At 64.6% G+C, this 17,705-nt stretch carries 22 protein-coding genes; 14 read left to right on the top strand and 8 right to left on the bottom strand.

All coding sequences use genetic code 11. The annotated features are described in order from the left end of the window. The first annotated feature begins 170 nt into the window (after positions 1-170). The 6 genes from ACE10X_RS00920 to ACE10X_RS00895 all read left to right on the top strand — a co-directional run bounded on the left by ACE10X_RS00920 (position 171) and on the right by ACE10X_RS00895 (position 6,171). Positions 171-1,370 (top strand): MFS transporter, encoded by a 1,200-nt coding sequence (locus ACE10X_RS00920; protein WP_038387213.1) that lies wholly within the window; start codon positions 171-173, stop codon positions 1,368-1,370. A 313-nt stretch (positions 1,371-1,683) separates the two neighbouring features. Next, a complete protein-coding gene (locus ACE10X_RS00915; RefSeq protein WP_375763923.1) occupies positions 1,684-2,766 on the top strand; it encodes a zinc-binding dehydrogenase in 1,083 nt (360 codons plus the stop codon). A gap of 9 nt (positions 2,767-2,775) precedes the next feature. Further along, a complete protein-coding gene (trmD, locus tag ACE10X_RS00910) occupies positions 2,776-3,537 on the top strand; it encodes a tRNA (guanosine(37)-N1)-methyltransferase TrmD (RefSeq protein ID WP_051003191.1) in 762 nt (253 codons plus the stop codon). A 109-nt stretch (positions 3,538-3,646) separates the two neighbouring features. Then, positions 3,647-4,027: a 50S ribosomal protein L19 gene (gene rplS / locus ACE10X_RS00905; RefSeq protein WP_018269387.1), complete on the top strand. Its 381-nt coding sequence runs from the start codon at positions 3,647-3,649 to the stop codon at positions 4,025-4,027. A 417-nt stretch (positions 4,028-4,444) separates the two neighbouring features. Next, positions 4,445-5,851, top strand: a complete 1,407-nt coding sequence (gene leuC, locus ACE10X_RS00900) for a 3-isopropylmalate dehydratase large subunit (RefSeq protein ID WP_038387216.1) — start codon at positions 4,445-4,447, stop codon at positions 5,849-5,851. 110 nt (positions 5,852-5,961) lie between these two features. Beyond that, positions 5,962-6,171 (top strand): hypothetical protein, encoded by a 210-nt coding sequence (locus ACE10X_RS00895; RefSeq protein WP_016847629.1) that lies wholly within the window; start codon positions 5,962-5,964, stop codon positions 6,169-6,171. 125 nt (positions 6,172-6,296) lie between these two features. On the opposite strand, the gene ACE10X_RS00890 is transcribed toward ACE10X_RS00895, so the two are convergent. Continuing rightward, positions 6,297-6,833: a hypothetical protein gene (locus tag ACE10X_RS00890; protein ID WP_038387217.1), complete on the bottom strand. Its 537-nt coding sequence runs from the start codon at positions 6,831-6,833 to the stop codon at positions 6,297-6,299. 156 nt (positions 6,834-6,989) lie between these two features. On the opposite strand from ACE10X_RS00890, the gene ACE10X_RS00885 reads away from it, so the two are divergent. Further along, the gene (locus ACE10X_RS00885; protein WP_038387221.1) at positions 6,990-7,283 is read left to right on the top strand and encodes a DUF1330 domain-containing protein; all 294 of its coding nucleotides are present in this window, start codon (positions 6,990-6,992) and stop codon (positions 7,281-7,283) included. Positions 7,284-7,358: 75 nt separating this feature from the next. Here ACE10X_RS00885 and ACE10X_RS00880 read toward each other — a convergent pair whose 3' ends face one another. Both ACE10X_RS00880 and ACE10X_RS00875 read right to left on the bottom strand, forming a co-directional pair. Beyond that, on the bottom strand, positions 7,359-7,697 hold the full coding sequence (locus ACE10X_RS00880; protein WP_304498102.1) for a hypothetical protein: 339 nt from the start codon (positions 7,695-7,697) through the stop codon (positions 7,359-7,361). Between the two features lie 127 nt (positions 7,698-7,824). After that, positions 7,825-8,058 (bottom strand): hypothetical protein, encoded by a 234-nt coding sequence (locus ACE10X_RS00875; protein WP_016847632.1) that lies wholly within the window; start codon positions 8,056-8,058, stop codon positions 7,825-7,827. 340 nt (positions 8,059-8,398) lie between these two features. On the opposite strand from ACE10X_RS00875, the gene ACE10X_RS00870 reads away from it, so the two are divergent. Beyond that, complete coding sequence (locus ACE10X_RS00870) at positions 8,399-8,623, top strand: hypothetical protein (protein WP_244435938.1); 225 nt, start codon at positions 8,399-8,401, stop codon at positions 8,621-8,623. Here the strand turns inward: ACE10X_RS00870 and ACE10X_RS00865 are convergent. Continuing rightward, on the bottom strand, positions 8,620-8,946 hold the full coding sequence (locus ACE10X_RS00865; protein WP_038387218.1) for a hypothetical protein: 327 nt from the start codon (positions 8,944-8,946) through the stop codon (positions 8,620-8,622). The genes ACE10X_RS00870 and ACE10X_RS00865 overlap by 4 nt on opposite strands. A 115-nt stretch (positions 8,947-9,061) precedes the next feature. Between ACE10X_RS00865 and ACE10X_RS00860 the strand changes: the two genes are divergently transcribed. From ACE10X_RS00860 to ACE10X_RS00850, 3 genes are all read left to right on the top strand, one after another. Beyond that, entirely contained in the window at positions 9,062-9,460 is a 399-nt protein-coding gene (locus ACE10X_RS00860; protein WP_016847635.1) for a metallopeptidase family protein, read from the top strand. Between the two features lie 87 nt (positions 9,461-9,547). Next, on the top strand, positions 9,548-10,150 hold the full coding sequence (gene leuD, locus ACE10X_RS00855; protein WP_016847636.1) for a 3-isopropylmalate dehydratase small subunit: 603 nt from the start codon (positions 9,548-9,550) through the stop codon (positions 10,148-10,150). A 92-nt stretch (positions 10,151-10,242) separates the two neighbouring features. Continuing rightward, positions 10,243-11,034: a hypothetical protein gene (locus ACE10X_RS00850; RefSeq protein WP_038387226.1), complete on the top strand. Its 792-nt coding sequence runs from the start codon at positions 10,243-10,245 to the stop codon at positions 11,032-11,034. Between the two features lie 466 nt (positions 11,035-11,500). Here ACE10X_RS00850 and ACE10X_RS00845 read toward each other — a convergent pair whose 3' ends face one another. Continuing rightward, positions 11,501-12,379, bottom strand: a complete 879-nt coding sequence (locus ACE10X_RS00845) for a CoA ester lyase (protein WP_038387242.1) — start codon at positions 12,377-12,379, stop codon at positions 11,501-11,503. A 142-nt stretch (positions 12,380-12,521) separates the two neighbouring features. Here ACE10X_RS00845 and ACE10X_RS00840 point away from each other — a divergent pair, with 142 nt between their 5' ends. Then, complete coding sequence (locus tag ACE10X_RS00840; RefSeq protein WP_028340853.1) at positions 12,522-13,178, top strand: carbonic anhydrase; 657 nt, start codon at positions 12,522-12,524, stop codon at positions 13,176-13,178. Between the two features lie 106 nt (positions 13,179-13,284). Here the strand turns inward: ACE10X_RS00840 and ACE10X_RS00835 are convergent, their stop codons facing one another. Further along, positions 13,285-13,845, bottom strand: coding sequence for a TIGR00645 family protein (locus tag ACE10X_RS00835; protein WP_038387227.1), 561 nt, complete (start codon positions 13,843-13,845; stop codon positions 13,285-13,287). 37 nt (positions 13,846-13,882) lie between these two features. Next, complete coding sequence (locus ACE10X_RS00830; RefSeq protein WP_038387228.1) at positions 13,883-14,917, bottom strand: aspartate-semialdehyde dehydrogenase; 1,035 nt, start codon at positions 14,915-14,917, stop codon at positions 13,883-13,885. Positions 14,918-15,033: 116 nt separating this feature from the next. Between ACE10X_RS00830 and ACE10X_RS00825 the strand changes: the two genes are divergently transcribed. Together ACE10X_RS00825 and ACE10X_RS00820 are read left to right on the top strand one after the other, a co-directional pair. Then, on the top strand, positions 15,034-15,828 hold the full coding sequence (locus tag ACE10X_RS00825) for a hypothetical protein (protein WP_038387229.1): 795 nt from the start codon (positions 15,034-15,036) through the stop codon (positions 15,826-15,828). Positions 15,829-16,004: 176 nt separating this feature from the next. Next, positions 16,005-16,409 (top strand): hypothetical protein, encoded by a 405-nt coding sequence (locus tag ACE10X_RS00820; RefSeq protein ID WP_016847645.1) that lies wholly within the window; start codon positions 16,005-16,007, stop codon positions 16,407-16,409. A gap of 160 nt (positions 16,410-16,569) precedes the next feature. Here ACE10X_RS00820 and leuB read toward each other — a convergent pair whose 3' ends face one another. After that, a complete protein-coding gene (gene leuB, locus ACE10X_RS00815) occupies positions 16,570-17,682 on the bottom strand; it encodes a 3-isopropylmalate dehydrogenase (RefSeq protein ID WP_038387231.1) in 1,113 nt (370 codons plus the stop codon). Positions 17,683-17,705: the final 23 nt, after the last annotated feature.

Below are 17,705 nucleotides of genomic sequence, written 5' to 3'. Positions count from 1 at the left end.
ATCCCTCAATACAAGATTTTCTAACGCATGATCCGATTATTACTGATTTGTGACAACAGCCTTGGCGGCGCATACTGCCATGCAAGCTGCTTACATGGCTTTCTTTTTTGAGACCCCCTCCTGATGCTCGCCCGTCCCAACTTTAGATTTTCTTGCACTGGAGGGCGGCAATGAGCGTATCGGCTGAAACCGGCGCGACGCGGCCCGACCGTGCCCGGTCAACCCGCACCCTGACCGTGACCGGGCTCAACCACGCCCTCCACGACGGCTACACCGACGTCATCTACGTACTGCTGCCGGTCTGGCAGGCCGAATTCGCGCTGAGCTACGGCCTGCTGGCGCTGCTGCGCGGGCTCTATGCCGGCGCCATGGCCGGGCTGCAGATTCCTGTCGGACGCATCGCGGAGCGGATCGACGGCAAGGTCATCCTGATCGCGGGCACGGCGCTGTCGGCGCTCGGCTACGCGTTTGCCGGATTCTCCGGCGGTGTCATTGGCCTTGGCCTCGCCCTCGCGCTCTCCGGCGCGGGGTCGAGCACGCAGCATCCGATCGCTTCCGCCGCGGTGTCGCGCGCCTATGGCACGGCGGCGCGCGGGCCGCTCGGCATCTACAATTTCAGTGGTGATCTCGGCAAGGCGGCAATCCCGGCGCTGACCTCGATCCTGCTGGTGATCATGTCGTGGCGGCACACGCTGCTCGTGCTCGCTCTTGCAGGCCTGCTCGTCGCGGTCTGCATCGCGCTCTGGATGCCGTCGGTCGGCAAGGGCGCCGAGCACAAGGCGGCATCAATATCGCGCGGCGCCAGCACAGGCCGCGGCTTTCACTGGCTGCTCGCGATTGGAATTCTCGACACCGCGGTCAGGATGGGCTTTCTCACCTTCCTGCCGTTCCTGCTGCGCGACAAGGGCGCCTCGCTGCCGACCAACGGCCTCGCGCTGGCGCTGGTCTTCATCGGCGGCGCCGCGGGAAAATTTACATGCGGCTGGCTCGGCGCGCGGGTCGGCACGCTGCGCACCGTGCTGATCACCGAAGGCGGCACAGCGGCGCTGATCGTCGCGGTGCTGGCGCTGCCGCTCGCACCGGCCATCGTGCTGCTGCCGCTGCTCGGCGTAATGCTCAACGGCACGTCATCGGTGCTCTACGGCACGGTGCCCGAGCTCACCCCCGCGCATCAGACCGAGCGCGCCTTCGCGCTGTTCTATACCGGAACGATCGGATCGGGCGCGATCGCGCCGGTGCTCTACGGCCTGCTTGGCGACGCGCTCGGCCCGACACTCGCCACCGCAGCGACCGCGCTCACGGCGCTGGCGATCTGTCCGCTTGCGGTCGTGCTCGCGCGGCATCTCGCCGACGATCCGAAGGCGGCGTGACGCATAGTTATTTGCCGAATTCCGTAGCCCGGATGAAGCGCAGCGAAATCCGGGACCGCTCTCACCGCGGACAGCCCGCTCCCGGATTTCGCTGCGCTCCATCCGGGCTACAGGTCCTCACTTCTCCTTGCCCCTCCAAGGGGGAAGGTCGGGATGGGGGTCAGCCACGGGCGATGCTGCAAATGGAGAGAGCTGATCCCCACCCGCTTTGCTCTCGCGAGCAAAGCGACCTCCCCTTTTCAAGGGGAGGCTGGAGCGGATTGCGCTTCGCTCCATCCGGGCTACCTAAGCAATGGTGCCACGGAGGATGATAATGACAAGCACGCACAAGGCCTGGCGGCTGCACGCCCACAACGATCTGCGCTTCGAGGATGTCGTGACGCCGAAGCCCGCGGCCGATGGCGTCGTGGTGCGGATCGAGGCCGGCATGGTGCTGTCCTATACCAACAAGGTCTTGTCGGGCGCGCTGCCCTACAGCCTGCCGCCGATGCCGTTCGTGCCGGGCACCAATGCGATCGCACGCGTCGTCGCCGCGGGCGACAACGTCACGCATGTGCAAAGCGGCGACCGCGTGTTCCTCAGCCCGCATCTGCGCGGCGACGTGCCGGATCGCGATCCGCCGCAAATCCTGATCGGCCTCACCGCGACGGTGACGACGCCGGAGGCGCTCGCGTTGCAGACGCGCTGGCGCGACGGCGTGTTTGCGGAGATCGCACATTGGCCGGCCGCCTGCGTCACGCCGCTTGCCAATCTCAACGACAAGCCGGCGACCGAGCTGATCGGACTCGCAAAACTGATCGTGCCGTTCGGCGGATTGCAGCGCTCCGGCCTGCGCGGCGGCCAGACCATCATCGTCAACGGCGCGACCGGCTATTTCGGTTCGGGCGGCGTAATGCTCGCGGTCGCGATGGGCGCGGGCCGCGTCGTTGCGGTCGGACGCAAAGAGGCCGCGCTCGAGCAATTGCGCGATGCGTTCGGCCCGCGCGTCATTCCCGCCGTCGTCAGCGGCGATGCCGCAGCTGATCTTGCGGTCATCCGCCGCGCCGCCGGCGGCAGCGCAGATGTCGCGCTCGATTTGCTCGGCGCCGCCAAGAGCACGTCGACCACGCTGTCCTCTCTGCGCGCGCTCAGGCGTGGCGGCCGGATGGTGCTGATGGGCAGCGCCGAGGTGCCGCTCGAGCTCTCGTTTCGCGAGATGCTGGCCAACGATTGGGAAGTGGTCGGGCAATTCATGTACGACCGCACGGCACCAGGCCAGCTCGCCGGCCTCGCCGCCGAAGGGCTGCTGGACCTGCGCAAGATCAACGTCGCGACTTTCGGACTCGCCGACTTCCGCCGCGCGGTCGACGCCGCCGCCATGATGCAGAGCCTCGACCTCACGGCCGTGGTGCCGTAACCAGAGGCCATGACATCGCAAGACACCCCAGCCCAGGCGACACCATGGCGCGCCACCGTGCTGACCCTGTTCCCGGACATGTTTCCGGGGCCGCTCGGCGTGAGCCTCGCCGGCAAGGCGCTGGCTGGCGGACTGTGGGCGCTGGAGGCGCGCGACATCCGGGCCTCGGCCACCGACAAGCACCGCAGCGTCGACGACACGCCGGCCGGCGGCGGCCCGGGCATGGTGCTGCGGGCCGATGTGCTGGCGGCGGCGATCGACGCCGCCGATATCGCGCCTGATCGTCCGCGCCTCTTGATGAGCCCGCGAGGTCGGCCATTGACCCAGACCCAGGTTGCGGAATTGGCGGCCGGGCCTGGCCCCCTGATCGTCTGCGGCCGCTTCGAGGGCATCGACCAGCGGGTGATCGAGGCGCGAGGCCTCGAGGAGGTCTCGATCGGCGATTATGTGCTGTCCGGCGGCGAAATCGCCGCGATGGCCCTGATCGACGCCTGCGTCCGCCTGCTGCCTGGGGTGATGGGCAAGCAGGCCTCGGGAACCGAGGAGAGCTTCTCCGAAGGACTACTTGAATACCCGCAATACACTCGCCCGCAGGAGTTCGAGGGCCGGCCAATCCCGGAAATCCTGATTTCCGGCGATCACGCCAAGGTCGCGGCCTGGCGGCTGACCCAATCCGAGGCCCTGACGGCGGCCCGGCGGCCCGATCTCTGGGCCCGCAAGGCCGGCCAAAAAGCCGCTCCGCGAGGGACAAAAAACAAGACAGACGGGTGACAAACCCTGCGCTTTGCCTTATACGGGCGGCCAAATCCGCACCCGCGCAGGATAGATGGACGTTTGCGCAGCCCGCGAAAGGCTGGGCGCGCCGCCGATGGAGATTTCAATGAACCTTATTCAGCAGCTCGAAAAAGAGCAGTTCGACAAGCTCGCCGCCACCAAGGATATCCCGGAATTCGGACCCGGCGACACCGTCATCGTCAACGTGAAGGTGGTCGAAGGCGAGCGTACCCGCGTACAGGCCTATGAGGGCGTTTGCATCGGTCGTTCCGGCCAGGGCCTCAACGAGAGCTTCACCGTGCGCAAGATCTCCTACGGCGAGGGCGTCGAGCGCGTCTTCCCGGTGATGTCGCCGATGATCGACTCGATCAAGGTCGTGCGTCGCGGCAAGGTTCGTCGCGCCAAGCTCTATTACCTGCGCAACCTGCGCGGCAAGTCGGCCCGCATCGTCGAGAAGCAGGACCGCCAGACCGCTGTCGGCGAGTAATTTTTCCCTCGTAGCGTTTTCGAGCGAAGTGGGGACCGGTTCGCGTCAAGAAAACGCGTCAAACGACAACCGGATGTGACCGAAAGCGCGGGGCCTGCCCCGCGCTTTTTTGTTGCGGCATACCTATCTGACGTGCAGGCCCGCGCATGGATCGATTGTCGCGGGCGCGAGCCCTGTGTTAGAAATTTAGAATGGTTCCGGATCAAGCAAGCCAGCGCTGCCCAAGTCAGACCTGCAAGCGCGTCGTGATCGACGATCGCTCGCGGCTGCCCGGCCGCTTCTTCGGGCGCTTTGCGACGTCGGCAACATCAGAGCTTAGACGCGCAGCGTAACGCTGCCTGGACGCTTTCGCCTGCCCGCGCGCTTAAGACGCGCTCATGCCATTCCACCACTGAATTTCTTCTGGAGCTGAAGCTCATGTCCAAACCGACAACGCTGTACGACAAGATCTGGAACGACCATCTGGTCCACGAGGCCGACGACGGCACCTGCCTGCTCTATATCGATCGCCACCTGGTGCACGAGGTGACCTCGCCGCAGGCGTTCGAAGGGCTGCGCGCCGCCGGCCGCAAGGTACACGCGCCCGAGAAGACACTCGCCGTCGTCGACCACAACATCCCGACCACCGACCGCTCGAAGCCGAACCCCGATCCTGAAAGCATCGAGCAGATGCGGGTGATGGCGGAGAACGCCAAGGAATTCGGCATCGAGTATTACAACGAGTTCGACAAGCGCCAGGGCATCGTTCACGTCATCGGCCCGGAGCAGGGTTTTACGCTGCCCGGCACCACCATCGTCTGCGGTGACAGCCACACCTCGACGCACGGCGCGTTCGGCGCGCTCGCGCACGGCATCGGCACCTCCGAGGTCGAGCATGTGCTGGCGACGCAGACGCTAATCCAGAAGAAGGCCAAGAACATGCGCGCGATCGTCGACGGCAAGTTGCCCGAAGGCGTGACCGGGAAGGACATCATCCTGGCGATCATCGGCGAGATCGGCACCGCCGGCGGCACCGGCTATGTGCTGGAATATGCCGGCGAGGCGATCCGTGCGCTCTCGATGGAAGGCCGCATGACGGTCTGCAACATGTCGATCGAAGGCGGCGCGCGCGCCGGCCTGGTTGCGCCCGACCAAAAGGCGTTCGACTTCCTGCGCGGCCGCCCGAAGGCGCCGAAGGGCGCCGCCTGGGATGCCGCGATGCGCTACTGGGAGACGCTGCGCTCCGACGAGGGCGCGCATTTCGACCACGAAATCCGGCTCGATGCGGCCAAGCTGCCGCCGATCGTCACCTGGGGCACGAGCCCTGAGGACGTCATCTCGGTGACCGGCTTCGTGCCCGATCCCGACAAGATCGCCGATGAGGCCAAGCGCATCTCCAAGCATCGCGCGCTGAAATATATGGGCCTGTCCGCCGGCACGAAGATCACCGACATCAAGCTCGACCGCGTCTTCATCGGCTCCTGCACCAACGGCCGCATCGAGGATCTGCGTGCCGCCGCAAAGATCGCCGAGGGCAAGACCGTCAACGCCAACGTCAACGCGATGATCGTGCCGGGCTCGGGCATCGTGAAGGAGCAGGCGGAAGCCGAAGGCCTCGACAAGATCTTCATTGCGGCCGGCTTCGACTGGCGCGAGCCGGGCTGCTCGATGTGCCTTGCGATGAACCCGGACAAGCTGAAGCCGGAAGAGCGTTGCGCCTCGACCTCGAACCGCAACTTCGAGGGCCGCCAGGGCTTCAAGGGCCGCACCCATCTGGTGTCGCCCGCGATGGCCGCGGCCGCCGCGATCGCCGGACACTTTGTCGACGTCCGCGACTGGCGGTAAGGCAAGCGCAGGTTTCGTCTCAAGCTCGAGCCGTTTCGGAAACGGCTCGTTAACGGGGCGCACGCACACTGCCTCCTTGCGAAAACGAGCCTTCGCAAGGAGCGCGTGCCGTGGCCGATAAACCCGAATTCGTCGACATGATCAGCGACGCGACGCGCCAGAAGCGCCGTCGTGCAGTAGCGCGCATCATCGATCCGCTTCCCGAGGTGAAGGAAACCTCGCGCCTCAGCCACTGGCCGCCGGAGCGCTGGACGCAATGGCGGATGGAAAACCTGACGCCGTGGAAGATAAAGTCCTGGAAGCTGAAGAACTGGGATTAGCGCTTCTTGCTTGACGCGGTTTCTTCACGCCAACCGGCGTCCACTTCGCTCGAACACGCTCTGGCGCGCAAAGAGAGTGACCCAACAAGACGGGCGCCGTGAGGCGCCCGCTGTCATTTCAGACTTTACCAATAGACCCGGTACGGCCGCCAGTAGTGGCGGTGGTGCCACCACGGCCGGCAGATCCGGCGCGGACCGTAATAGGTCCAGACCACCCGGCAACGGCGGTGATGATAATAGGCCGGGTAATAGTAGGACGATCCGTAGAAGAAGCGCCGGTGATGGAAGTGCCGGCGGTAATAGGGCCGATAGCCGTAGCGGTAACCGCCGCCATAGAAGCGGTGGTAACCGCCATAATGGCGATGGAAGCCGCCATGGAACGCCGGTGCGGCGCGGAAGCCGCCACCATGGAAGCCACGGAACCCACCGCCGTGAAACCCGCCGCCGCGGAAGCCGCCACCATGAAAACCTCCGCCGCCGTGGCCGCCGCCATGCCGGATCTGGGTCGTCATGGCATCGGCCGCGGACTTTGCCGCGGACGCGGCGCCCGGGCTCACCAGCGACAGCGCTTCGGCGCGCTGCTGCGAGGCGACCGACAATGCGAGGACCGCGGCAACGCCGAGACGGCGCACCAATCCGCGCCGCAAATAGCTCTCCCTCATCTCTGAACCTCCCACAACGGCAATGAGCACCACGCTGCATGGCAGCCGGCTTCATTGCGTTCATTGCAGTCGCTCCCGGCATGACGCTAGAAGCCGCTGACTGAATGCGCCATGAACGCGCAAAACGCTGCGACGAAACGTCCGGGAGAAACGTCAGTGACTGTCTATGTGATCGTGCAACTCAAGATGACCGATCGCGCCGCCTATGATCGGTATCAGGCGCGCTTCTTCGACGTGTTCAGGAAGTTCAACGGACGCCTGCTGTCGGCCGACGAACAGCCCGCGGTGCTCGAGGGCAGCTGGGATCGCGACAAGCTGGTGCTGATGTCGTTCCCTGACGAAGCCGCATTCCGCGCCTGGTCGGAGTCGCCCGAATATGTCGAGATCTCGAAGGATCGCAAGGCGGGTGCGCAGGGCATTGTGCTGCTGGCGAAGGGCTTCGCGCCCTGAGGCCGGCGGAGCAGCTCCGATCGGAGCTGCTCTCTCGTTGCAGCGCTGACGTCGCGTCCAGCGCGACGGCGCGCATCACCAGAACGGGCCGAACCCGAAGCCGAAGGTGAATGGCGCCGGCGCGGCATAGGGGTACGGCCGATAGTAATAGGGCCGCCCGTAATAATAGGAGCCGTACGGCCGATAATAGGAATAGGGCCGGTAGTACGGCCGGTAATAGGGACGGTAGCCGTAGTGATAGTGGCGACGATGGTAATGGTGATGATGGCGCTGCGCGCTGATATCAGTCGCCTTGCCTGCTTGCCGCTGCGGTGCCGCGGCCTGCGGCTTGGCTGATGCCGCGGCGGTTGCCGATGCCGGCGCTGTCAACGCGAATGCACAAGCGACAGCCGCAACACCGATCCATCTCATCATGATCAACTCCTGCAGATTGCGATTGATATCATCTCGCGTGGGCGAATCTGCCGGTTTGATGGCTGAGAACGACAACAGGCCCGCTGCTCACGGGCCTGTGTCTCATCTGCGCTGATACGCCGCGCGATCAACGGCGCCAGTGGCGACGATGCCCCCAGCCGCGGTGATGTCCGCGATGCCAGCCACGATGCCAGCCGCGCCCGCCCCAGCGTACCTGCGTGGTCGTCTGGTTCGCGTTGTCCTGAACCGTTGCGGCTGTGCCCGGCGTGGCGAGCGACATCGCGCTTGCACGCTCGGCCGGCGCCGCCAACACCAACACGGCACCGACGGCCGCCAGTCCCAGAACCTTCATCGCCTTCATGAATTGTCTCCTTGATCCCTTTAAGTCACGTCTTGCAACGAACGATCAGATCTTGCTTTGACGCGTTCTCTTCACGCGAGCCGACGTCCATCCCGCATCACGTGCGGGACAGGCTCCGCTGGAAAACGCTTGAGCTTTCGAATCGACCCCCGTTGCCGCGACGCAGATCGCAAGCAGAATGCGGACGACGTGAATGGGAAGTGAATAACTGCGCCACGATCATGAATGCTGCGAGCGCGCTTCCGGTTCCGACACAGCCGCAGGATTTTTCCTGTCGATGCGTAAATCCGGCATTGACTATGGTCGCATGTTGTGAGGTGCTTCTCGCAGGACATCGCCAATGACACAACAAGGTCCGCGCAAATGGTTGGCACTCGGCGCGGCAGCGCTCGGCGGTTCCATCATTTCAATTGATGTCGCGCTCGCCTCGCAAGGACCGGGCGGCGCCATGGGCACGGCAAGCCATCTCACGCAATTGCTGATGGCGGTCGCGGTCTATGGATCGATGGGAGTGATCGCGGCCGTTGCGATGATCGGCGCGACGCGCCGACATACGCGCAACTAGCCCGGCCGCCAGAAGCAGTTCATGCGCGGCGTGATCACGGTACCGCTCGGCCGGTGCTCCTGCACATAAGTCGCGGTGCAGTCGCGCACGGCGTTCGGACCGGGATTGTAGCGCGGGATGACATCGGGTTCCCAATGATCGGGCCGGGACCGGTAGATCGGCACGCGCTTCAGCCGGCGGCGCTCGACGACGCGCTCGCGCACGACCGGTGCCCCCTCGCCGACGCGCGCCTCAGCTGCCGCGCTCTGTGCCTGCGCCTCCGTCGCCGGGAGCGAGAGCCCGACTGCTACAGCCAACAACGCTGCCGCCACGATCCGTTTCATTACGCCCACCCAAGCTCGATTCTTGAGCCCCATTCGTGGGCGGCACGGTCTCCCATTGCGCCGCCAAGGTCAACTGCGCTGGCGCCGCCGACAGCACTCGCGCTAAAGGAGTGTCATGTGGACCACAGAAAAAGCCCCCTCGCTCGCCGAGATGGAGGCCATGGCGCACGAGGTTTTCGAGCGCCTGCCCAAGACGTTCCGGGCCCTCTGCGAGGGCCTGATCATCCGCGTCGATGATTTCCCGACCGACGAGGTGCTCGACGAGATGCAGGCCGAGAGCGAGTTCGACCTGCTCGGCCTGTTTCAGGGCATCGGCCTGCCGCAGCAGAGCCATAGCGACGTGGCCCGGCTGCCCAACCTGGTCTGGCTGTACCGCCGGCCGATCCTGGATTACTGGGCGGAGCACGACGAGACCCTCGGCCACATCGTCCGCCACGTGCTGATCCATGAGATCGGGCACCATTTCGGCCTCTCCGACGCCGATATGGAGGCGATTGAGGCCGATGCGGGCTAGCCCTGCAGAAATGGCCCTTTTACCGCTGTCACATTCGCGATAAACATCCGGCCGATATCCGCTATTTTTTGCCCGGGAAGAGCACCGATGGACAAGTTCACCACGCTGGAAGGCGTCGCGGCGCCGCTGAAGATCATCAATGTCGACACCGACATGATCATTCCGAAGCAGTACCTCAAGACCATCAAGCGCACCGGCCTTGGCAAGGGGCTTTTCTCCGAGCAGCGCTACAAGGATGACGGCAGCGAGAACCCCGATTTCGTCCTCAACCAGCCCGCCTATCGCAACGCGAAGGTGCTGGTCGCCGGCGACAATTTCGGCTGCGGCTCGAGCCGCGAGCACGCACCCTGGGCGTTGCTCGATTTCGGCATCCGCTGCGTGATCTCGACCTCGTTCGGCGACATCTTCTACAACAACTGCTTCAAGAACGGCATCCTGCCGATCCGCGTGTCGCAGGAGGACCTCGACAAGCTGTTCGACGACGCCGAGCGCGGCGCTAACGCGACGCTGACCATCGACCTCCCCAATCAGGAGATCCGCGGTCCCGACGGCGGCAAGGTCAAGTTCGAGATCGACCCGTTCCGCAAGCACTGCCTGATCAACGGCCTCGACGACATCGGGCTGACGATGGAGAAGAAGGCGTCGATCGACAGCTACGAGACCAAGCTCAAGGAACGCGCCTGGGCTTGAGGCTCAGCGCATCATCGTGCCCCGGTGCCGTCAGGCGCCGGGGCTTTTCTTTGCCGAATTCGCTCGCCGCAACCCGCTGATAGCTGACGCGCATGCTGCCTGACATCGTCACCTTCTGGCACGGCTCGATGGACCCGCTGCGCCAGACCTGCCTGCGCTCGCAGGTGGCGGCGGGGCACAAGGTCACCGTCTACAGCTTCGATCCGATTCCCGGCCTGCCCGACGGTATCGGCAATGCCGAAGCCGAAGCCGTGCTGCCGCATTCATTCGCGGAGAAGCTGCGCCCGGCGGAGCCCGACGGCTCGTGGCGCGACTGGACCATGCTGCAGTTCAGCGACTTCTTCCGCATGCGGCTGATGGCGCAGCGCGCCGGCCTCTGGCTCGACGCCGACGTGCTGCTGCTGAAGGGCGTCGAGCTCGATCCGACAAAGCCCTATTTTGCCTGGGAGCGGCCGCGGCAGCTCGGCAACTCCGTGCTGTATCTGCCGCAAGATGATCCCATCGTGCGCGCGTTCGAGGCCCTGATGCAGCAGGACGAGCTGATCCCGGACTGGCTGGCGCTGCGCCACCGCCTGACCTTTGCGATGCGCCGGCTGAGCGGCAAATCCAGCCGCCTCGCCGACATCCGCGTCGCGATCTACGGCCCGGCGGCGCTCACCGCGCTGGCGCGCCGCGCAGGCGAATTGCAGCACGCGCTGCCGAAGCGATCATTCTACGCCGTGCACGCCGAGCCGAAGCTGTTCTTCGAGCCGTCGGATTTTTCGCGCTACCTGAACGATCCCGGGATCATCGGCCTGCACATCTCGCCGAAGGGGCGCGGCAAGGAGGCGCCGATCCCCGGCAGCCTCTACGCGTGGGCGGCGGAGAGGTTTGGAACGCGATAATCACCCTCACCTGGAGGGGCGCGCCGCCAAAATATCGAAAACAACCCCATGCAAAGTAGCCGGCGGCTGCCGGCGCTGGACATGGCAGCTTGACTCGTCGGGCAAATCAGCGGTACTATTCTATTATTCAGAAATTATGCGACCGCCCCGCGGCTATGGCATATCATGGGCGTCGGAGAGGTTTGGCAGCTGATACAGGCGCGGTCTCACCCTCTCCCCTTGTGGGAGAGGATGCGCTCGCGAAGCGCGTGCGGGTGAGGGGTTTCTCTCCGCACGGATAAATCTCGCTAGAGCTTTTCCCGTTCCGATGGAATCGGAACGGGGCTCTAGATTCTTGTTTTGACGCGTTTTCTTCACGCGAACCGGTATCCACTTCGCTCGAAAACGCTCTAGCGGAGACAACCCCTCATCCGGCGCTTCGCGCCACCTTCTCGCACAGGGGGAGAAGGGAAGACGCTTCGCTGGGCTAATGCCCCATCGCGGCGATCGCATCGGCGATCGCGATGGTGCGCCTGGCCATCTCGGCGTGCAGGCGCTCGACCATGCGGCCGTCGAGCTGGATCGCACCGCGCGAGGCGTTCTCCGGCTTCTCGAAGGCGGCAATGATCTTGCGCGCCTCGGCGACCTCGGCCTCCGGCGGCGTGAAGATCGCGTTGCAGGCATCGATGTGGCTCGGATGGATCAGCGTCTTGCCGTCGAAGCCGAGATCGCGGCCCTGCGCGCATTCCTCGGCGAAGCCGTCGACATTGCTGATGTCGCTGTAGGGCCCATCGAGGATCTCGAGCCCGTGCGCGCGGGTCGCCAGGATGCAATGCGTGATCATCGGGATCATCGCCGCGCGGCCCGGCTTCATCCGGATCCGGGTTTCGCGCGCAATGTCGTTCGGCCCGAACACGAAGCCGGCGAGTCGGGTTTCGGAATCCTTCGATGCCGCGGCCAGCTTGTCGGCGTCGAGCACCGCGCGCGCGGTCTCGATCATCGCCCAGACCCGGATCGAGGCAGGCGCATTGATGTCGCTGAGGCGATCGGCCACGGCGTTGAGATCGTCGACGGTCGAAATCTTGGGAACCAGGATCCCGTCCGGCTGCGCCTTGCCGGCCATGCCGATGTCGTCGACCCACCAGGGCGTGTCGAGCGCGTTGATGCGGATCAGGACTTCGCGCTTGCCAAAGCCCTTGGCCGCGACCGCCTTGGCGATCTGCTCCCGGGCTGTGGCCTTGGCGTCGGGAGCCACGGAATCCTCCAGGTCGAGGATGATGCCGTCCGCCGCCAGCGTCCGGGCCTTTTCCAGCGCCCGTGCATTCGATCCCGGCATGAACAACAGGCTGCGGCGCGGACGGGTCATCGACATTCTCCTGGGGGCTTGGGCTCCGCCAGTGTCCATTGTTTGGGCATCGGGCGGAACCATTCTTCAACGCTGCCGTATCATCTCAGGCCACACGCCGAAAGTCTTGTTCCCGTTACCCGCATGTGGTTAGCCAGAGGCCATGAAATTCTTTCCGAAGCAGTTGATCGACGGCTACCGAACGTTCGCGACCCAGCGGCTGCCGACCGAACAGTCGCGCTACCGCGACCTGTCGGAGCGCGGCCAGTTTCCCGAGACCATGGTGATCGGCTGCTGCGACTCCCGCGTCTCGCCGGAGGTGATCTTCGACGCCGGTCCCGGCGAATTGTTCGTGGTCCGCAACATCGCCAATTTGGTTCCGGTCTATCAGCCCGACAGCAACGCCCACGGCGTCTCGGCCGCGCTGGAATATGCCGTGACCGTTTTGAAGGTGAAGAATATCGTGGTGCTGGGCCACGCCCAGTGCGGCGGCATCCGCGCCTTCGTCGACAAGATCAAGCCGCTCACGCCCGGCGACTTCATCGGCAAATGGATGCAGATGTTCATCAAGCCCGGCGAGGTCGTCGAGCAACGCGAGCATGAGACGATGCAGGACTTCGTCGTCCGCATCGAGAAGGCCGCGGTGTTCCGCTCGCTGGAGAACCTGATGACCTTCCCGTTCGTGCGCGAACGCGTCGAGAGCGGCGAGATGCAGCTGCACGGCGCCTATTTCGGCGTCGCCGAAGGCTCGCTGTTCGTGCTCGACCGGGTCGCGAAGGAATTCATCAGCGTCCGCGACGAGCTGAAATCAGGCGGGTAGAGCGTTTTCGAGCGAAGTGGACACCGGTTCGCGTGAAGAAAACGCGTCAAGACAAGAATCTAGAGCTTCGGTTCCGATTCAATCAGAACCGAAAACGCTCTAGCATCTACTCCCCGCCGTGATGGCTGCTACCCCAGCGGTCGGAAATCGCGAGCATGAAGGACGACACCACGAATACCAGGTGCACGCCGACCAGCCAGGCGAGCTTGCTGGGATCGAACGCGGTATCGATGTTCATGAACGCCTTCAGCACCTGAATCGCCGAGATGGCGACGATCGACGCCAGCAATTTTTGCTTCAGGCCGCCGAAATCGACCTTGGTCATCCAGTCCGGCCAATCCGGGTGGCCTTCCGGATCGATCTTCGAGACGAAATTCTCGTAACCGGAAAACACCACGATCAGGATCAGATTGCCGGTCAGCGAGATGTCGATCAGCGCCAGCACGCCGAGGATGATGTCGGATTCCTTGGCATCCGGCACATGCAGGATGAAGTGCCACAGCTCCATACAGAACTTGAGCAGCAACGCCGCGAGGCTGATGACGAGGCCGAAATAGAACGGCGCCATCAGCCAGCGGCTGTTGAACAGCAGGTTCTCGAAACGACGTTCAACGCGCTTCAGCGTCGGATTGGGCCGATAGGTCCCCGGTTGTTCCGCTTCCGCCATGCCACGCGCTTCCTGACGCTGCGATCCGCGCTCGCTGCTACGCCGCCTTCTGCTTCGCGGTGATCAGCTTGCGGTTGATCAGGACCTCGGCGATCTGCACGGCGTTCAGCGCCGCGCCCTTGCGCAGATTGTCCGACACGCACCAGAACGATAGGCCGTTCTCCACCGTCGCATCCTCGCGGATGCGGCTGATATAGGTCGCGTCCTCGCCGGCGGCCTCATAGGGCGTGACGTAGCCGCCCGGCTCGTGCTTGTCGATCACGAGGCAGCCCGGCGCATTGCGCAGGATGTTGCGCGCCTCGTCCGCCGTGATCGGATTGGCGAACTCGACATTGACGGCTTCGGAGTGGCTGACGAAGACCGGCACGCGCACGCAGGTCGCGGTCAGCTTGATCTTGGGATCAAGGATCTTCTTGGTCTCCACCATCATCTTCCACTCTTCCTTGGTGAAGCCGTCTTCCATGAAGACGTCGATCTGCGGAATGATGTTGAAGGCGATGCGCTTCGGAAACTTCTTATTGATCAGCTCGTCATTGGTGTAGACGGCCTTGGTCTGCGAGAACAATTCGTCCATCGCATCCTTGCCGGCGCCCGACACCGATTGATAGGTCGCGACCACGACGCGCGTGATCGTCGCCTTGTCGTGCAGCGGCTTCAGCGCGACGACGAGCTGCGCGGTCGAGCAGTTCGGGTTGGCGATGATGTTCTTCTTGGTGAAGCCGGCGGCCGCATCCGCGTTCACCTCCGGCACGATCAGCGGCACGTCGGGGTCCATGCGCCAGGCCGAGGAATTGTCGATCACGACCGCGCCGGCGGCGCCGATCTTGGGCGACCATTCCTTGGAGACCGAGCCGCCGGCCGACATCAGGCAGATGTCGATGTCGGAGAAATCATAGTGCTCCAGCGCCTTCACCTTCAGCGTGCGGTCGCCATAGGAGACCTCGATGCCGACGCTGCGGCGCGAGGCCAGCACGACGACCTCGTCGGCGGGGAATTTGCGCTCGTCGAGAATGTTGAGCATTTCGCGCCCGACATTGCCGGTCGCTCCGACCACCGCGACTTTGTAACCCATCGTTCACTCTCCGACGAAAAATGCCCGTTCCCCCGCAAGCTGCGGAAAGGGAAGAGGCAGCGCTTCTATGCGAGAAACCCCGTCAAGACAACGTTGCGTAGCTTTTGAGCGTTTTGATGCATTTATTTCGGGCCGATCCGGCCGCGCCCCATCATACGAGAAATCCGTCAGCGCTGACGAGCTTCGTCGACGAGGTGTACGCCACGCTCTCCCGGCTGTTCGCCTATGTCGCCGTGCTCGCGCTGTTCGTCGTCCTCGGCAACTATCTATGGAAGCAGCTGCCCGACGCAACGGCGATGGCGGCCCCTGCTGCCGCGGGCTGGAGCCCGGCCGGCCGCCTAGCGCCGGCGTTTGCCGTGAGCCGGCTCGATCTGCGAGACAAAACAGAGACTTATGAGATATTCCGGCACCCCGAGGGCGGCCGCAAGGACGTCTTCCGCTGGGCCGATGCCAACGGAGCACCGGTCGCCGAGCTGGAAATCTACCGCCCCGGCGGCGAGGCCATGGGACCTGCGGTCACCGAGATCTCCGGGCGGCTCGACCCGAGCGGCGTCCGCGAGCTCGAGGCGGCCGGCATCGTCGACAGCAAGTTCGGCAGCGTCACCTTGCTGCGCCCGGCACGGCAGGACGGCGACCGCGCCTGCCTCGGCTTCCTCAAGCAGGCCGACGCGCCTGACCTCCGGATCTCCGGCTGGACCTGCCAGGGCACCAGCCTGCCGGCCCGGCGCGCCGCGATCGTCTGCATGCTGAACCGCCTGACCCTGCTGGCCGCGGGCAACGATCCCCGGCTCGCCGCCCTGTTCGCGCATGCCGAGCTCAAGCGCACCGACTGCGTTACCTCCGGCGCGCCCGCCCTTTCGGCCGACTGGGTGATGGGTAGCGAGAACCCGCGCCTGCGCGGCGCCCTTTGATGGCGAGACCGTGGCAAGGCACTGGTTTTCATGAAACTTTTGCGCTTGGACACGCATTATCTCAGCCGGTGTGGCGCAATTGACCTAGTGACGGCCTCCCCACCATGGCTACAATGTGTTCCGAGTGATTTTGGCGGACGCGCCAGCCCCGATGGGGCCGTAATGACGAGGATGCGATGACCTTGAAATTCCCTGCCGCGAACAAGCTCGTGGTGTTGCTTGCCGCGGCTGCCGTCACCGCAACCGCGTTCGGCATGACCGCGGCCAGCGCGCAGAGCCCGGCCAAGCGCAAGCAGCAGGAGCAGTATGACCGCGACGGCCGCCGCTATTACGGCGCGCAGGGTCCGAACCGCGTCTACCAGCAGGGTCCGCGCACCCGCGTTTACGTCACCACGCGCTCGTGGCTCGACGCCGGCACCGAAGTGCTGCCGGGCGATCGCAAGTTTAACGACTACGCGTATCCGCCGGAGATCGGCTACCCCACGTTCGCACGCGAGAACAACAACCGCCCGATCGATCGCCAGCCGCTCAGCACGCCGGCCGATCTCGGCGGCTATCCGCGGAATTTCCCGCTATACTGAGACGTCTCACCCGGCGTCGTCCCGGCGAAAGCCGGGACCCATACGCCGCGGCCTCTCGATCTGAAATGATTGTTCGCCGATCTTCGTAACCATCGACATCGGTGGTTATGGGTCCCGGCCTTCGCCGGGACGACATCGTGTTGGTGTCAGCCGCGCGCCATCACGCGTGCAGCTTCTGCAATTCCTTCAGGATCGCCTCGCCCATCTGGCTCGTGCTGGCCGGCGTGGTGCCTTCCGACTTGATGTCGGCGGTGCGCAAGCCGCTGGCGAGCACGGCCGCGATCGCGGCATCGACCTTGTCGGCGAGCTCGCCCATGTCGAAGGAATAGCGCAGCGCCATGCCGAACGACGAGATCATCGCGATCGGGTTGGCGAGGCCTCGGCCTGCGATGTCGGGCGCCGAGCCGTGCACCGGCTCGAACAGCGAGCGCCGCTTCTTCGTCTTCGAGTCGACTTCGCCGAGCGAGGCCGACGGCAGCATGCCGAGCGAGCCGGTCAGCATCGCCGCGATGTCGGACAGCATGTCGCCGAACAGATTGTCTGTCACGATGACGTCGAACTGCTTCGGCGCCTTGACGAGGTTCATGCCGCCGGAATCGGCGAGCTGGTGCTCGAGCGTGACGTCCTTGTATTCGCGCGCATGGACCTGGGTCATGACCTCGTTCCAGAGCACGCCCGACTTCATGACGTTGCGCTTCTCCATCGACGTCACCTTGTTGCGGCGCTTGCGCGCCAGGTCGAAGGCGACGCGGCCGATGCGCTCGATCTCGTAGGTGTCGTAGACCTGGGTGTCGACCGCGCGCTTCTGGCCGTTGCCGAGATCGGTGATGGTCTTCGGTTCGCCGAAATAGACGCCGCCGGTGAGCTCGCGGACGATCATGATGTCGAGACCCTCGACCACGTCGCGCTTCAGGCTCGAGGCCTCGGCGAGCGCCGGGTAGCACACCGCCGGGCGCAGATTGGCGAACAGGCCGAGATCCTTGCGCAGCCGCAGCAGGCCGGCCTCGGGACGGACCTCATAGGGCACGCTGTCCCACTTCGGGCCGCCGACCGCGCCGAAGATCACGGCGTCCGCCGCCGTCGCCTTGGCCATGTCACCCTCGGAGATCGACACCTTGTGGGCGTCATAGGCGGAGCCGCCGACCAGGCCCTGCTCGGTCTCGAACTTCGCGATGCCCTGCGCATTCAGCCAGTCGATCACGCGCTGTACCTCGGCCATCACTTCGGGGCCGATGCCGTCGCCGGGGAGAAGCAGCAGTTTATGGGTCGCCATGATGTTACCTCGAGCTAATCGTT

It is taken from the genome of Bradyrhizobium sp. Pha-3 (assembly GCF_042258325.1).
In the GTDB taxonomy this organism is placed as follows: Bacteria; Pseudomonadota; Alphaproteobacteria; order Rhizobiales; family Xanthobacteraceae; genus Bradyrhizobium; species Bradyrhizobium elkanii.
The sequence above is the reverse complement of the archived record's forward strand: the minus strand, read 5'-3'. Positions and strand labels throughout refer to the sequence as shown.

What these genes read in the sequence shown, in the direction of transcription:
- ACE10X_RS00920 (WP_038387213.1), top strand. Translation starts at nt 171, where the DNA reads ATGAGCGTATCGGCTGAAACCGGCGCGACGCGGCCCGACCGTGCCCGG.
- ACE10X_RS00915 (WP_375763923.1), top strand. Translation starts at nt 1,684, where the DNA reads ATGACAAGCACGCACAAGGCCTGGCGGCTGCACGCCCACAACGATCTG.
- trmD (WP_051003191.1), top strand. Translation starts at nt 2,776, where the DNA reads ATGACATCGCAAGACACCCCAGCCCAGGCGACACCATGGCGCGCCACC.
- rplS (WP_018269387.1), top strand. Translation starts at nt 3,647, where the DNA reads ATGAACCTTATTCAGCAGCTCGAAAAAGAGCAGTTCGACAAGCTCGCC.
- leuC (WP_038387216.1), top strand. Translation starts at nt 4,445, where the DNA reads ATGTCCAAACCGACAACGCTGTACGACAAGATCTGGAACGACCATCTG.
- ACE10X_RS00890 (WP_038387217.1), bottom strand. Translation starts at nt 6,833, where the DNA reads ATGAGGGAGAGCTATTTGCGGCGCGGATTGGTGCGCCGTCTCGGCGTT.
- ACE10X_RS00880 (WP_304498102.1), bottom strand. Translation starts at nt 7,697, where the DNA reads ATGATGAGATGGATCGGTGTTGCGGCTGTCGCTTGTGCATTCGCGTTG.
- ACE10X_RS00875 (WP_016847632.1), bottom strand. Translation starts at nt 8,058, where the DNA reads ATGAAGGCGATGAAGGTTCTGGGACTGGCGGCCGTCGGTGCCGTGTTG.
- ACE10X_RS00870 (WP_244435938.1), top strand. Translation starts at nt 8,399, where the DNA reads ATGACACAACAAGGTCCGCGCAAATGGTTGGCACTCGGCGCGGCAGCG.
- ACE10X_RS00865 (WP_038387218.1), bottom strand. Translation starts at nt 8,946, where the DNA reads ATGAAACGGATCGTGGCGGCAGCGTTGTTGGCTGTAGCAGTCGGGCTC.
- ACE10X_RS00860 (WP_016847635.1), top strand. Translation starts at nt 9,062, where the DNA reads ATGTGGACCACAGAAAAAGCCCCCTCGCTCGCCGAGATGGAGGCCATG.
- leuD (WP_016847636.1), top strand. Translation starts at nt 9,548, where the DNA reads ATGGACAAGTTCACCACGCTGGAAGGCGTCGCGGCGCCGCTGAAGATC.
- ACE10X_RS00850 (WP_038387226.1), top strand. Translation starts at nt 10,243, where the DNA reads ATGCTGCCTGACATCGTCACCTTCTGGCACGGCTCGATGGACCCGCTG.
- ACE10X_RS00845 (WP_038387242.1), bottom strand. Translation starts at nt 12,379, where the DNA reads ATGACCCGTCCGCGCCGCAGCCTGTTGTTCATGCCGGGATCGAATGCA.
- ACE10X_RS00840 (WP_028340853.1), top strand. Translation starts at nt 12,522, where the DNA reads ATGAAATTCTTTCCGAAGCAGTTGATCGACGGCTACCGAACGTTCGCG.
- ACE10X_RS00835 (WP_038387227.1), bottom strand. Translation starts at nt 13,845, where the DNA reads ATGGCGGAAGCGGAACAACCGGGGACCTATCGGCCCAATCCGACGCTG.
- ACE10X_RS00830 (WP_038387228.1), bottom strand. Translation starts at nt 14,917, where the DNA reads ATGGGTTACAAAGTCGCGGTGGTCGGAGCGACCGGCAATGTCGGGCGC.
- ACE10X_RS00825 (WP_038387229.1), top strand. Translation starts at nt 15,034, where the DNA reads ATGCATTTATTTCGGGCCGATCCGGCCGCGCCCCATCATACGAGAAAT.
- ACE10X_RS00820 (WP_016847645.1), top strand. Translation starts at nt 16,005, where the DNA reads ATGACCTTGAAATTCCCTGCCGCGAACAAGCTCGTGGTGTTGCTTGCC.
- leuB (WP_038387231.1), bottom strand. Translation starts at nt 17,682, where the DNA reads ATGGCGACCCATAAACTGCTGCTTCTCCCCGGCGACGGCATCGGCCCC.